General features: G+C 44.9%; 12 protein-coding genes and 2 tRNA genes. 7 read left to right on the top strand and 7 right to left on the bottom strand.

Annotated features, from left to right (window positions below):
- Positions 1-40: 40 nt before the first annotated feature.
- On the bottom strand, positions 41-1,330 hold the full coding sequence (locus GV64_RS09870) for an ankyrin repeat domain-containing protein (RefSeq protein WP_020585001.1): 1,290 nt from the start codon (positions 1,328-1,330) through the stop codon (positions 41-43).
- Between the two features lie 300 nt (positions 1,331-1,630).
- Here GV64_RS09870 and GV64_RS09865 point away from each other — a divergent pair, with 300 nt between their 5' ends.
- The 3 genes from GV64_RS09865 (at position 1,631) to GV64_RS09855 (ending at position 4,544) form a co-directional block, all read left to right on the top strand.
- A complete protein-coding gene (locus tag GV64_RS09865) occupies positions 1,631-3,004 on the top strand; it encodes a hypothetical protein (protein ID WP_152553995.1) in 1,374 nt (457 codons plus the stop codon).
- Positions 3,005-3,238: 234 nt separating this feature from the next.
- Positions 3,239-3,667, top strand: coding sequence for a hypothetical protein (locus GV64_RS09860; protein WP_020585003.1), 429 nt, complete (start codon positions 3,239-3,241; stop codon positions 3,665-3,667).
- 250 nt (positions 3,668-3,917) lie between these two features.
- Positions 3,918-4,544: a hypothetical protein gene (locus GV64_RS09855; RefSeq protein WP_020585004.1), complete on the top strand. Its 627-nt coding sequence runs from the start codon at positions 3,918-3,920 to the stop codon at positions 4,542-4,544.
- Between the two features lie 288 nt (positions 4,545-4,832).
- Here the strand turns inward: GV64_RS09855 and GV64_RS09850 are convergent, their stop codons facing one another.
- Together GV64_RS09850 and GV64_RS09845 are read right to left on the bottom strand one after the other, a co-directional pair.
- On the bottom strand, positions 4,833-6,791 hold the full coding sequence (locus GV64_RS09850) for a DNA topoisomerase III (protein WP_020585005.1): 1,959 nt from the start codon (positions 6,789-6,791) through the stop codon (positions 4,833-4,835).
- Positions 6,792-7,055: 264 nt separating this feature from the next.
- Positions 7,056-8,180: an SPFH domain-containing protein gene (locus tag GV64_RS09845; protein ID WP_152553994.1), complete on the bottom strand. Its 1,125-nt coding sequence runs from the start codon at positions 8,178-8,180 to the stop codon at positions 7,056-7,058.
- Positions 8,181-8,464: 284 nt separating this feature from the next.
- Between GV64_RS09845 and hdeA the strand changes: the two genes are divergently transcribed.
- Together hdeA and dgt are read left to right on the top strand one after the other, a co-directional pair.
- Positions 8,465-8,806: an acid-activated periplasmic chaperone HdeA gene (hdeA, locus tag GV64_RS09840; RefSeq protein WP_020585007.1), complete on the top strand. Its 342-nt coding sequence runs from the start codon at positions 8,465-8,467 to the stop codon at positions 8,804-8,806.
- 156 nt (positions 8,807-8,962) lie between these two features.
- Positions 8,963-10,429, top strand: coding sequence for a dGTPase (gene dgt, locus GV64_RS09835; RefSeq protein WP_020585008.1), 1,467 nt, complete (start codon positions 8,963-8,965; stop codon positions 10,427-10,429).
- Here dgt and GV64_RS09830 read toward each other — a convergent pair.
- On the bottom strand, positions 10,398-11,276 hold the full coding sequence (locus tag GV64_RS09830; protein ID WP_020585009.1) for a patatin-like phospholipase family protein: 879 nt from the start codon (positions 11,274-11,276) through the stop codon (positions 10,398-10,400). The genes dgt and GV64_RS09830 overlap by 32 nt on opposite strands.
- A gap of 447 nt (positions 11,277-11,723) precedes the next feature.
- Between GV64_RS09830 and GV64_RS09825 the strand changes: the two genes are divergently transcribed.
- Positions 11,724-12,584: an aldo/keto reductase family protein gene (locus tag GV64_RS09825; RefSeq protein ID WP_020585011.1), complete on the top strand. Its 861-nt coding sequence runs from the start codon at positions 11,724-11,726 to the stop codon at positions 12,582-12,584.
- 164 nt (positions 12,585-12,748) lie between these two features.
- On the opposite strand, the gene GV64_RS09820 is transcribed toward GV64_RS09825, so the two are convergent.
- A tRNA-Pro gene (locus GV64_RS09820) sits at positions 12,749-12,825 on the bottom strand.
- A 197-nt stretch (positions 12,826-13,022) separates the two neighbouring features.
- Between GV64_RS09820 and GV64_RS09815 the strand changes: the two genes are divergently transcribed.
- On the top strand, positions 13,023-13,349 hold the full coding sequence (locus GV64_RS09815; protein WP_020585012.1) for a hypothetical protein: 327 nt from the start codon (positions 13,023-13,025) through the stop codon (positions 13,347-13,349).
- 232 nt (positions 13,350-13,581) lie between these two features.
- Here the strand turns inward: GV64_RS09815 and GV64_RS09810 are convergent.
- Both GV64_RS09810 and GV64_RS09805 read right to left on the bottom strand, forming a co-directional pair.
- Positions 13,582-13,658: transfer RNA gene (locus GV64_RS09810), tRNA-Pro, on the bottom strand.
- Between the two features lie 99 nt (positions 13,659-13,757).
- The gene (locus GV64_RS09805) at positions 13,758-14,336 is read right to left on the bottom strand and encodes a hypothetical protein (protein ID WP_020585014.1); all 579 of its coding nucleotides are present in this window, start codon (positions 14,334-14,336) and stop codon (positions 13,758-13,760) included.
- Positions 14,337-14,417: the final 81 nt, after the last annotated feature.

Raw genomic sequence — 14,417 nt, 5'->3', positions numbered from 1 at the left:
TCATTAAAGGGGGCCTGCTCCCTTTAATGATTATGACACCTTACCCCTTCCTGCTCTTTCTCTTCTTGCCAGGTTTTGGTGCAGGGGATCTACCTGATGAATCATCAAATAGTTTTTTCACCCTCTCATACTTTCCTGGCTCCTTACTCCAGTCAGCCCGATAATACTCAAGCAGCTTCATTGCCGAGATGCCCCTGGAATTGGTGAGCGCTGGATTAGCACCATTACTGACCAATAACGCAAATATCCGGTAAGGTACTTCCCATTGAATGGCCATATGTAATGGACGCTGACCGCTGCTGTAGTGGTAAGGACTGTTAGAAACCAGGGCATTCACCGTTTCCGACGTCACCGCAAGAATCGCCTCAACAGCTTCATCATTAAGGCTCTTAATAGCAGCAACCAGCAGGTCATTCCCTTCAACATCCAGAGATTTCACCACTCTTACCGCTTTTGCCCGCTCCATAGTGGCAAGCCGTTTGATAACGCTGTGAGTAAACCCATTAAAGGTAAGGAACGCTTCAAAGCCCTTTCCCTTAACCTGAAACGCATCCATCTCTATTTCAGTCAGCTCACCGCTATTAATAGCCGCAAGGATATGTCTGTCCATCACATCAATCATACTGGAGGAAATCAGCTGCCCCGCCCCTGCAGAGGGCAACTCCCCCCTGAGTAGCGGTGCATCCTTGATATAGTCGATCACTTCCCGGCGATCACTGTGATCAGGAAATACCCACGACCAGAAACCAGCGGGCTCTTCCTGGGTAATAGGTAAGCTATTCAAGTATGCCAACAGCTCCTGACGCTCTTTTTTACTTCGCGGACGGGCACCAAACTCTTTTGCCAGTACGAATCCATTAACTGGCCACTGCCACTTTAACAATCCGCTCAACATGGTGTCATTGCCAGAGCCCATCTGAATATTAGGGTCAGCACCGCTCTCCAGGGCAAAGCGTGCCATCTCTCCGTTAAAGTTACCCAGAGACATCCGCAGCATATTGGCATGATCCTTATCGCCCAGATTAATATCAGCACCGTGATCAAGCCCCCACTGAGCCAGACGGGGGAAATGATTAAAGGCAGCAAAAGACAATAAATGCCGGCCCCGCTTATCAGTCTGGCCAGATATTGGTGCATTGACTAGCTGCTCACCAGAATGAACTCCTGACTGCAGTACTTCTTCATAAGCCCGGATAACCACCCGTTCCACAGCAAACCTGGCATCGCTAGCACCTTCTGACTCTTCCCGAAACCGGGGATCAGTACTTGCAAAGGCTATTCCTGATATCAGCCATAGAAAAACTGAAATATTTTTTTTATTCATTTGCATAACTCTATCCTTGATAATCTAATAAATTACTTTTATAGATAATCTTATTAAGCATAGAAACAAAAACACCAAACTATTTTATTTGCAATAAGTAGCAGAAAATTTCCACCACCTATGATTCTTAGTGGTGTTTTTAACACCCCTTTAGACATAGGAAAACAAACTAAGTTTAATTAAAAAATAAATATTAATTTCTGAATATAAACAAGATAGGTAAGAATCACTATCCAACATGTCAGTGACATCAATATATATATTTCCAATAATCCACTGATAATAAATATTTAGGGTGTAATTTCAATGGATACTCTGTCAGGACTCACTCACGCAACACAACCATCCTCTAATCTGTGCAAGGGAAAAAGTCACTCTGCACCCGAACTAATGATGCATAGTAGCAAGCTAGGTTCATTCAGAGTTGATAAACCATTACAAACTAACTGCAGGCTTGCATTAGAAAGTAGTAAAGTACAGAAAGACAGTATCGCTACTCAAAAAATAGAGCACCAAAGCCCGGATAAAGCATATACTAACTATAAGTCAGATATGAGAGCAGAAGTATCTGGATCTTTACCTTACGATATAGTTGCACTCCAGACCACACCTGAACAATTCACAGACTGGGATAGGGAAAAACAGTCTCTTGCTATAAGAGCATTGTTCGAGAAATCTTCAGAAACCGTTTTCAATTACAGTGAAACATCAGATACCGATAAACTTGAGAAACAGTTTGAAGATGCAAGTTCTCGGCATACTGCGTTTCTGTTATTTGGAAACCTGGAAACGGGAGAAGGTGTTAATTATAAGTTAATTTCAAATGATCCAAAAATTATAGATATACTGTCCAATTACAATGAGACCCTATTCAAACAAACAGAAGGTGATCAGCAAATACCTTTTATTTTGGAGAATACTTATTCTATCACCGTCAGCCCTGAAGTAATAATGCGATATACCACTGCTGATGGAGTGGCTAGATTGCCTCATATACAAACGGTTTTACAAAATAGCCTCTGGAGAAATGATGCAGGGCTTTTGACATCAACACTGAGTGGAAATCCAGAGAACCCCGATATAGTGTTGCGAGGTATAATTCGTAATGGTAAAGAGCTTATAACGCCTGGTTATTTTTACTGCGATGCGCATAATGCCATAACACAACAGCTGGTCAATTTTCAAAGAACCAGACCCTCAAATCCCCTGAGGCTGGCTTTCCCGGATATGGAAGGTAGAGGTGGCGTTTTTTCTATTGGAAACGTACCTTTTCACCAATACAACTCAAGATCCTATAATGATTTTTTGTGTGAACATCTTGGTATATTTATAAATGAAGCTGCGGCCTTACGCCCAGTATTGAAAGTTCCAACAGGCATTTCTGTTGTAGAGCTTATACCTCAAGAGCACCACAGTACGATACCAGAAATCAAAATGCGGCAGGAGCTGCCTGAAAAAGATTATACCGTGGTCTTGATGATGTCTCTGGATCAATACATTATCTCTAGTCTGGAATATCAGCTCACTCTCCCAAGGGGAGACCGAATTCCAAGCCGACCGGGTGAAACAACTAGTGAAAAAGCTTCTGACACCGATATTAGGCGCGCACTCACTATTATCAAGGAGCTTTCAAAAGAGAAGCCAGGATTGTCAACCCCTTACACTCAGAAGAAACCTTAACCCTTACATACAAGTAATATTATTTATAAGATAAAAATGAAAAATCATTGCTACGGCACTACCGTAGCAAACCAAAAATCACAAATAAAAATAATAAAAACAATTATTATTTAAAATAAAATTTATAAAAAATACCCCTCAAAATTAAACAGCCTGAAAATGGTCTAATATTCAGACTCGCTCCTTATCATATTCCATGCAAAATCAAATCTTATTAAAAACTGGGAGTAAAAAATGAACCGTACTTTCGAAAAAGCGAAGTTTGTTTTTCTTACTATGATGGTAGCAAGCTTCATGACGCATGCTGGCGTAGATCAGATTGCAACCGCTGGTGCTGATAATGCGCATAACTATGATGTCTTTAATATTGCCAACCATTCAAATGAAACGATCAGAGCTGAGTATCGTGTCGAGATAACCAGTCATTTGGTTAAAACATCAGATCCCATCAAACCACAGTCCTTCCTGACAGATAGAATCCCTTGTGAATATAATGCCTGCATGCCTATATATATAAAATTCATAAATGATAATGGCGATGATTTGTGCACAGTTGATACTAAGGAAAACATTTATCAGCCAGAACAAACCTATTCAGTAAACTACTATAAGTCCGGTTCTTGTGATATACGAAGAGTGAAACAGCCCTCCACTATTGATTAAAAATAAACTTGTGTGCTAATTCCGCCCCCCTTCGTAGAAACAGCACACAAGCTAATAATTAATAACCTAGCTTTCTTAATGATAAAACCAATTACACTTACTTAATTATCATTGCATAAAACAATCCGACCCATTGGAACTTTTTCAAATAATAATAATCACTAAAGAAAGGCTGTAGTGACAGGTCTTTTTCCATTCATATTAAATCCATGCACTACATATTTTTCTATTAGACAAAAGGACTCAATAAATGATCCTCCGCTCCTGGCTACTGTCCTTACTACTAACCATTTCAGCGATCGCCAATGCAGGTAATGACTATAACTACACATTTATCAACACTGGCTTTGGTTACAATAATCAGAACCAAGGTGCACAAACTATCGATGGAACCACCTGGTTTGTTAATGGTGCATACAAAATCCCTTCTGTACCTTTAATACTTAATGCTGGCTATTCCTATGGCCGCATTGATAAAGATGAGGTTGCCAAAAATGTCGAAATAGATGGGAGCTCTTACTTTGCTGGAGCCAGCCTGATATTAAAACCTACCGGGAGATTTCACCTGATTCCATCGGTAACCAGTGGTCGACTTCGAAATGGTCTTTCTGTGGATGCAGATGAAGTAAAGGATAAACTGACAGCCTACACAGCTTCAGTTAGCGCCCGTTATCATCTGGAACGAGGCCTCTGGCTGAATACCGGCTATACCCAACAATACTATGACCGAAATGACGACCAGGATGAAAGCAATAGCACCGGCTTTTTCACTGCCGGGGCAGAGTATCAAGTGGATAAGGAGTGGGGGTTTGGTTTGAACTATCGAGGCAATTCCGACCAATATACCACTCAGTTTTTTGTGAAGTTCTTCTTCTAAACCTTACCCTTAACCAAAAAGACACCAGTGCACAAATAAAAATCTTTTGTGTTTTGATGTCTTTGTGGTTCAAAAATAATACCAATCGTGCTTTCTAACTACCGTAATGAGCATGTTGATATGGACGACAGAGCAAGGCGGGATGACGAGTAATAGGCCTATTGCGAAGAATTCCAACGCAGGGCTGACATCCATATCGCCTGCGCAATAGCGTAGTTAGGAAGTTCGATTGGTATAAAATCACTATATTGAAAAGACCTGAAAGCATCCGGTAACTATCTCAAGTACTTATGCGGGACTTCGTTTCTTACGGCGCCCCCCAGTTGTCTTCCCTCGACCTTTTCTTTTAAACGGTTGATTAGCAGGTGCAGGTAACCCGGCAACCGATGGCAAGCCGTCCGTCCTGGTTTGCATCAACAGGGCTCTCAATTCCTGATCAAGCCCTCCCATGAACGCTCCATAACTGCCCTTGCGCTCAACAATATCATTCAGGGATGCCTCCCATCGCGCAGTCATATCAGGCGTTGTCACTTTTTCCGGCAAGGCATTTATCAGGGCACGCCCTGTTGCCGACGCATGAATATTACGTCCCTTACGCTCCAGAAACTGTCGCTTGAACAGCAGTTCGATAATATTGGCCCGGGTGGCCTCCGTTCCCAGGCCATCGGTCTCACGGAGTATTTTTCGAATATTCTTGTCCTGAACAAATCGGGCAATACCCGTCATGGCAGAAAGCAGCGTAGCATCATTAAAGGGCTTGGGAGGCTGTGTCAGTTTCTCCTTCAGCTCAGCTTCAGGGCAATCAAGAACATCGCCCTTTGCCAGTTCCGGCAGAAATGCATTCCCTTCATTGCTCTCATCGTCACCTGGACGCTGATCGCTTTTGCCAGAAGTAATCAGGCCCTTCCACCCTTCTTCAACCGTCTGGCGACTACTCGCACGGAAGAGACCTTTTTCTATGTCAACATCAACAACTCTTTTCCTGAACGTATGATCAGGATAAAACTGCACAACGTATTGCCTTGCAATCAACTCATACAGTTTACGATCCAATTCCGGCAATCGTTCAAGGTCCATTCTCAGCGATGTAGGAATAATGGCATGGTGTGCCCCAACCTTCTTATCGTTCCAGGCACTGGTTTTCCTTTCTGGTAATGCACTATCCACTGCCTTACTGAGAGAAAAGATATTACTACGGATAGTTGCCAACACTTCAGGAGCTTGAGAGAAATGCTCTTCAGGCAGATAACGACAATCGGAACGGGGGTAAGTGATCAGTTTCTGCTCATAAAGGCGCTGACAGCTGTCGAGCACTTTCTTGGCATCCATTCGTAGCTGCCTGGCGGCATCTATTTGCAGTGCGGATAAAGAGTAAGGAAGCGGTGGTGTCTCTTTGCCGCGCTTATCTTCAACACGCTTCACCATCCCCTGTTTGCCAGTAACCCGGTCGACAACATTCTTGGCCAGACGCCGATCCAGAACTCGCCCGTCTTCATCCATCCAGTTCTGGCAGGCTTCACTGGGAATCCACTTGGCTTTGAAGCGCTCACCCTTTGCCGTCAAAAGCGTTGCAAACACTTCAAAGTAGGGTTTCGGCTGAAAATTCTCAATTTCTGCATCACGGCGGGCTACGAGACCCAATATCGGGGTTTGAACCCGTCCAATGGATAGCAGACCATTAAAGCCAACCTTACGTCCCAGTAATGTGCAGGCACGGGTCAGGTTGATACCATAAAGCCAGTCTGCCCGGGAGCGGGCCAGCGCTGAAACGGCCAGCGGCACGTACTCCTGATTGGACCGCATCCGCCCAAGTGCCTGTGAAACGGCTGAAGGGTTCAAATCACTGATCAATAAACGACGAACTTCTTTTTTACGCTGAGCAGAGAGTTTCAGATAGTCCAGGACTTCATCCACCAGCAGCTGACCTTCCCGGTCAGGGTCACCAGCATTAACGATAATATCCGCTCGCTTCAGCAGTTTACCAATCACTGACAGTTGCGAGCGCCCCCCCTTTCTGGGCCTCAGCTTCCATTGCACCGGAACGATGGGCAGGTGTTCCAGTTTCCATGTCTTATAGGCGGGATCATAGGCATCCGGCTCCTCCTGCTCAAGCAGGTGACCAATACACCAGGTCACCACATCTCCGGAGGCAGACTCTATATAGCCCTCCTGCTTTTTAAGGGGCTTTTTCAGGACATCTGCAATGGCTCGCCCAAGGCTGGGTTTTTCGGCAATAAATAACCGCATTCAAAAACAATCCGGCTCACAATGGTTAAAATACTGTTTTTTTATACAGCATAAATCATCATTTGGCGAGCGACTCCTCTATTTTATATAAGTCCCGCTTTCTAAGGATGAGAGCGAGCAAGCCATTTTGGGCTGCCGGACAAGGCGAAGCGACGAGTCACAGCCTTTATACCCTTTGAGTATTAGCTATGGCGAGAAGCGTCAACGCAGACCAGCCGTTCAAAATGGCTGCCCAGCCATAGCTAGAAGGTGGAAATGATATTATTACCAACCCAGGTATAACCGACTGTTGTTATTCTTCCAAAGTCCTTTGGAGTGTTGCATCTGCTGGTGCAGATTTCTTTTTCTCTCATCCTGATAAGATTCCACATTACTCTGGATGGGTTGAGTCGGGTATTTTTCTATTTCAACGCCTGCGCTATAGACTGACTCAACGTGTTTCTTGCCTCCTTTCAGATCATCCCCAACCTGGTGTCGACTTGTTTCTTCCGTGTCTGCTTCTTCATCGAATGAGTCTTCATCATCAATAAATGGGTCCATGATCAGCCGATGCTCCCCTTCTTCAGAAGGTAGCTCATAACCTGGCTGGCGAGAATTGTCCTGATGAGTCTCCATGCTGGTTGTGGACACAGTTAAAGGTTCAACAGGCATCATTAAGCCATGCTTCTCTCTGCTCAGATCATCCTCCACAATTGGCGTCTGCTGATCAGCCCCACAGAGTCGTTCTCTGGCCTCTTTTTCATCTTCAAGCGTGTAGAATATTTCATAAGGCTGATCACAGGACCCTGTGGGTAAATTACGTCCAATGAAATTTTCAAGCATTTCATCCGGTACATGAGGCCGGTTTATATCCACATCAATCACCAGTAATCCTGATTCTTTATCTACCTGCACCTCAGCCAGATAATCAGAAATGTATTGCTGTAGAATTGAAAATTGTTCCAGATAAACAGATTCAGCAGTCATTGTGGAGCATAAATCAGCCACTCCCTGTCTTAACGGATTTTTTATTAAGGGCTTCACAAAATCAAAACCCCGGTTTTTAACCAGTTCAAAAACATTCTCTTCATTAACCTGGTAATGAACCGTCATTGCGGGAAATGTTATTTTTATTTTTTCAACAGTAATGCACGAAATTTCGGTGACCGTCACTTTTTCTGGCAGAATGCTGATATTAAAACCTTCATCAGATGGCCAGACTGTATATACACCAGCCGGATAGATGTCATCGTAGAATTGATTGCCATTTTTAAAAACACCAACACTTCCTTCCGGAATTTTGTATAAAAAGGGAATATAGGAATAAAAATCCGCCGCCTCTGCCTGTTCATCAAATAATTGTGAAAAAACAAGAAACAGAAATAATATCGTCATTGATTTCTTAGCCACAAATCAGCTCCTGATTTTTTTAAAAATTATCATGACGGTTATTTATAGCAAATTTAATCTTTTCAGCCATAAATAATCAAAAAGCAAACAACGAAAACAATAAGTACTAACGTTTATAACATTATTTGAATAAGGTTAAATTAAAGAAACTTTGAAACTGAAAGCTGGCTAGCTATTCACTAAAATAACTGAATATGTGTTTATTTTTCTCACAACGCAAAGCTGGCAGAACATCCCCCTTAGACTAAAATTTTTCAGGCTTATCACCGTAAAGGGTTCTCACGATGGAAATAAAAGTGCTTGGTCTCGCCATGACACTGACCGCTCTATCCCTTACTGCCGTAGCCGCAAGCTCCGACAAGAGCAAATCACCCACTTCCAGCAGTAAACCAGCCAAACCTATCACTGAATGGACTTGCGCTGACTATCTTGACCTTCAGGAAAACTACCAGCCCTATGCTATTGGCTGGGCTACGGCATACAGCAAATCCGGAAAACCTGAAGATACCGCCTTTGATGTTCAAGGAATTGAAACTATCAAGCCTACACTCCTTGAGTACTGCAACAGAAATCTGCAAGCATCATTCTGGGACAAAGTGAAAGCCGAGTTTAAAAAGCATATCTAGTTAACTCTTCCCCCTTCGATCGCAACATCCACCCTGTAATACCTGCCGCCTCTGGCAGGTGTTCCTAATACTCCCACCCTGCAAGACATGCAACTCAACGAACAGCCGAAAGATATGATAACCTGAGCACACATATAATCTCCCGGTTACCATCCTATGGAATCTCTGGATTACCTTAAGAAACTCACCTGTGATCGTCCCGAGCAAAGAGTCTATTCGCAGCCAAGAGATTTAATTACAGAAACAGAAAGTAACCGGGGACGTATTATTCAGTCTGCCGCTTTGCGTCGGCTTCAGCAGAAAACCCAAGTCTACCCACTGGAAACCAATGCGGCCGTTCGCAGTCGGTTAACACATTCGCTGGAAGTTCAGCAAACGGGTCGCTATCTGGCCAAGACCATTCTGGATCAACTGAACCAGAGCGGAGAGCTTGGAAAACTGGGGCTGGAAGGCATTGAAACCGCATTTTCCAACCTGGTAGAAATGTCCTGCCTGTTGCACGATGTGGGTAACCCGCCTTTTGGTCACTTTGGCGAAGCCGCTTTCAGCCGCTGGATACAAGAGCACGGCGAACACTGTCATCAGAAAGCAATGTTGAGACAGCAAGCGCTGAATGGCCAAACCGGGCATTCAGAACACTTTTACACTGTATTGCTACCAGACTTATCAACCTTCGAAGGGAATGCTCAGGGCCTGAGAATCATTCATACTTTGCAGGCGCTCAACCTTACTTGGTCACAACTGGCAGCCACCATCAAATACACCCGAACACCTTTTCAAAACAAAAAAACTGGGTTTGACTATCGCCAGAAAAAACCAGGGTTCTACTATTCAGAGCAAGCCCTGATCCAGGAAATCTGGAAAAATCTCGATATCAAAGAGAACTGCCGCTTTCCCCTGGTATATATCATGGAAGCGGCGGACGATATTTCGTACTGCATTGCCGATCTTGAAGATGCCGTTGATAAAGGCATCCTCTCGTTTCGGGGACTCAGTTTCTGGCTGAAGAAAGTGTGGCAGGAATTCAGTGATAGCAGCAGCTATCTGCCTGACATTATCCAAACCGCAGAGCAGGTCGCCGGTGATAATCCTCAGGATTTTATTCGCCATCTGCGCTCACAACTGGTAAAGGACTTGGTGAGCTATGCGGCCAATCGCTATATCCAGAAGCATGAGGCCGTTTTTCATGGCACTCTGGATGAACCCTTAATTGACGGGGGGTCTGACCAGCACCTCGCACTGAAAACACTGAAAACCGTTGCGATACGTCATGTGTTCAGTAGTCAGGAAAAAGAAACACCGGAACTTCGGGGCTATGCAGCCCTGATAGGGTTGCTGGACATCTACCGTCCAATCCTTGAACTGCCCAGAACTGCATTTGCTAACCTTGAAAATCTTGACGATGGTGAACATTTTATCGAACACCGGCTCAACCATCGGTTATCCCGCAAATACAAAGCGGCCTATTTTCGTGCGGTTCATCAACTGGAACAGGAAGACCACTCTACCGCCGAAGCAAACGACCTTGAATGGTACTTTAGAGCACGACTTGTTCTGGATTATGTCAGCGGTATGACTGATCACTTTGTGCTTACTGAGTATCAGAGCCTATCGGCAATTTAAACCAGGAAGTGCGTTTCTGCGCACTTCCCTTCATATTCCGCAGCCAGTCAGCCCCCTCACTCTCAAAGTACTTCCTGGTGGAGTTATAACCCAGCTCGTAAATAGACTTTAATTGATCCGGCTTCACCATAAAAGCACTGCACTCCTCAATCCCTTCCGGGGCCAATGACACCTCGGGCAAGTTGATATTGGAATACTGCCTCGCGGAACTGTAAATCTGAAACACCCGATCAAGAACATCAAAAGTGTTACCAAAGTGCTCACTGGGTCTCGACATAATGGGGGCCAGATACATCCCGATATGATGACGACACTGATCGTGAATTAAATCTGAGGGGTAATTGTTGATAATCCCACCATCCGCATAAACAGTGCCATGCCATGTAACCGGAGTAAACATACCAGGATAAGCCGATGATGCGGTGAGGGCATTAATTAACGGCCCACTGTTGAATACCACCTGTCGGGCACGATTCAAATCTGTCGCCACCACATACAACGGTTTACTCAACGATTCGAAGCTATCTTCCGGAAAATACGGCTGGAAATTTTTCGCAATCTTGCCGGAATCAATCAGCCCGAGCGCATTAAACGAAAGATTTCTGAAACTGAACATCTTGGTTGAGACAAAAAAATCGAGAATCTCTTCCGGTGCATAACCTGCACTGTAAAGAGCACCCACCATCGCCCCACCGCTGGCTCCTGAAATAATATCCGGCTCAAGCTCCTGCTCTTTGAGGTATTGTAGAAGCCCAATCTGAGCCATGCACTTCGCACCACCACCAGAGAGTGTCAGGCCTAACCGATACGGTTTGGTTTTAAAAAGCTCAGTTTTAAATAGGCTCATCGTTCAAAGTCTTCTGAATACTCGCTTTTCCAGAAAAAGTTTCCATAGAAAGTTCTACACCCATGCCGACATTATGTCATGAGCCCAGCTCTACACTAAAGTTATTCTGAAAAGGCACAGCCTGGCTAGGGTCTGTTGACGTTTCGTTGCTTGCTCAGTGACCCAGAAAAGCGTCATATGCTCGAAAGGCTTGAGCAGCGTGTAGTTATTCTACATCAATCAAGCCTGACAAAGCAGATGGCGCTTTTCTGGGCCACCCTTCTGGCGGATCAGGGCGCCCCTATGACTTCGTTGCGGCATTTTGAAAGGCAGCCAGCCTTACTGCAATGCCGCGCCTCGTCATAGGAGCGACCTGATCCGCTGAGCTCGCAACGAAACGTCAACAGGCCCTAGGGGACGTTACTTTTTTACATCACACTCTCTATAAACGAAAAGGAGGCAAGGACGATGGCCGAACTGCCAGAGACCGACCCACTTTATCTTCATGACACAGCAGTCCCCCGCTTTATTTATGGTACTGCCTGGAAAGAACAGGCCACCAGCGAGCTCACCCTGCAAGCCCTGAACCACGGCTTCACTGCCATTGATACCGCTAATCAGCGTAAACATTATTATGAAGAAGGCGTCGGGGAAGCCTTACAAAACTATTATCAGGTCAGCGGTAAAAGCCGCGATGACCTGTTTCTTCAAACCAAGTTCACCTATATCGAGGGACAGGATAACCGACTACCTTATGACCCAGAGGCAGATATTAAAACTCAGGTTGAACAGTCTTTCCTCTCTTCTCTGGAGCATTTGCAGACAGACTATCTGGATGCTTATCTGCTGCATGGTCCCTCTCAATCAAGCGGACTCAGTGACAAGGATTTTGAAGTGTGGGAAGCCATGGAGAATTTCTACCGTTCCGGTCATATCAAACTGTTAGGTGTCAGCAATGTAAACCATGACCAGCTGGAATACCTGAGCCACCACGCGGCCATCAAACCCATGCTGGTGCAGAACCGATGCTTTGCCAGAACAGGCTGGGATGCCAATATACGCGAACTCTGCCAGCGGCATGATATTCATTACCAGGGGTTTTCTTTGCTGACGGCCAATACAGCCATGTTTGAAAAACCGGAGTTTCAGAGCATTATGGACAGAACCGGGCTGACCGGACCTCAGGTGATTTTTCAGGCGGCACTGAAAATGGGAATGATCATTCTCACCGGAACCAGTGATGCAGAACATATGCAGCAGGATCTGCACTGTCAGAAAACATCATTAACGGATGACCAAGTCACCCTGATTGAGCAGCTGATGGCTTGAGGTCAGCTACTTATTCAACTGACAAATCCCCAAGGGGGATAAGAGATTTCACTACAGAGACACGGAGGAACAGAAAGTATTCCACTGTGTTTACAATGGAAATTTTTCACAAAAAATGCAGATAAAAAAAAGCCAGCATTAAGCTGGCTAATAAAAAAACAACCTGGTCGGGGTAGAGAGATTCGAACTCCCGACATCCTGCTCCCAAAGCAGGCGCGCTACCAGACTGCGCTATACCCCGATTCTCATAACTGAGAAGCGTTCCGGACACCATGAAAGCGCTACTTCTTAAAACACCTCCATACCGGAACGATTCATACTTTAACAAACCCTCAGCCTTTGTGTAGTGGTGATTCCCGCAAACTGGTTACGGAATATACACAGATTAAGGCTATAGTTTTCAAAAATCCCTTCTGGAACCACTTAACGGGAAAAACCATGAAGTACTTAATCGTATTATCTATGCTACTGCTCGGCCCCGGCATTCAGGCTTTTGACACCCCGGAAGTCCAGGAACTAAGGAAAGAAGTGCAGCAGCTTCGCAAAGAGGTAAGACGACTGGAAAAAAGGGTTATGGCATTAGAGCCTGACACCCCGAAGGGACACAGCATGCAGTGGGGGTGTTATCTGAATGACATACGTGCCGGCGGCCTGTTTGCCCACGCAGCAACAGAAGCGGAGGCCCGAGGAAAGGTCCTGAATCAATGCAGCAATAAAAACGGGGCATGTTTCGAGCAACAGATAACTTGCAGCAAATCGGATTGACCAGTATTTATCTAACCTATAAATCAAAAAGGAAAGATAATCCCAGAAACTGCTCCTCGGTAACCGCCCTGCGTTACTCTAGCTTCTGCATCCATGTATCCACGCAGCTGTGCATTGCACGCATACAGTGCATCCATGTCATATGCTGGCAATTGCTCCTTGCATTGCCAGCATACAGTACATCCATGCACATAAAAAAAGCCCATACTCGAAAGTATGGGCTTTGCATATTTGGTCGGGGTAGAGAGATTCGAACTCCCGACATCCTGCTCCCAAAGCAGGCGCGCTACCAGACTGCGCTATACCCCGTTAACTCACTCGCAGTCGCATCAATGTTGCGCCGAGCCAGTGGTGGCGTATTATCCCTATTTTCAAATTGCCGTCAACTACCAATGACTACTTTTCCCCTTAATTTAGCCCTTCACTCAACAAGGAAGAAAGTTTCTGCCTGGACATATCCAGTACATCCCGCTTAGTCAAATCACTGACTACCGGAATCCGGGTGATATCAATATGATGCAGATGAAGATAAGGGTGGCTTTGACGGAACTCTCTTAAATCACCCCGGGTAACAATCGGGCAAAAAGGCTGACCGATCTTTTTCTCAAACAACCGGGCTATTTTGCTGAAACCTGTTTTAGCGGGCACGAGAATCCGCTTTTTACTGCTATCTCGCACTGAGAGGTAAAAACCATCACGCCCGATAATTTCTCCAGGCACCAGATAAATACCTGTCTGTCGTGCAGTAGAAAGATCAAGACGCTGAATGGTCCATAAATGCTGCGCGAAGTCAGGCATGACCACCAGTTTTTCCCGCTGAGATGTTCCCCAGTAAACATCATACTTACCGTAAAGGCTTTGAGCCCCCGGAGAATAAACACACAAACCGGTCCTCAAAGAGTCAAAAAAGTCAGCCGCTTTTTTCTGCTGGCTGAATTTCGACAAACTCCAGATAACCGCTTTTTGATAATCGACTGAACTCATCATTTTTGTGATCTACATCACACTTTACATGCGTGTACGATAATACCAACTAAACCCTGCAGCAATAACCAAAATGGATTAAAA

Origin of the sequence: Endozoicomonas elysicola, from assembly GCF_000710775.1 — a bacterium.
Taxonomy (GTDB): Bacteria; Pseudomonadota; Gammaproteobacteria; order Pseudomonadales; family Endozoicomonadaceae; genus Endozoicomonas; species Endozoicomonas elysicola.
This window is presented reverse-complemented; position numbering and strand designations above follow the sequence as displayed.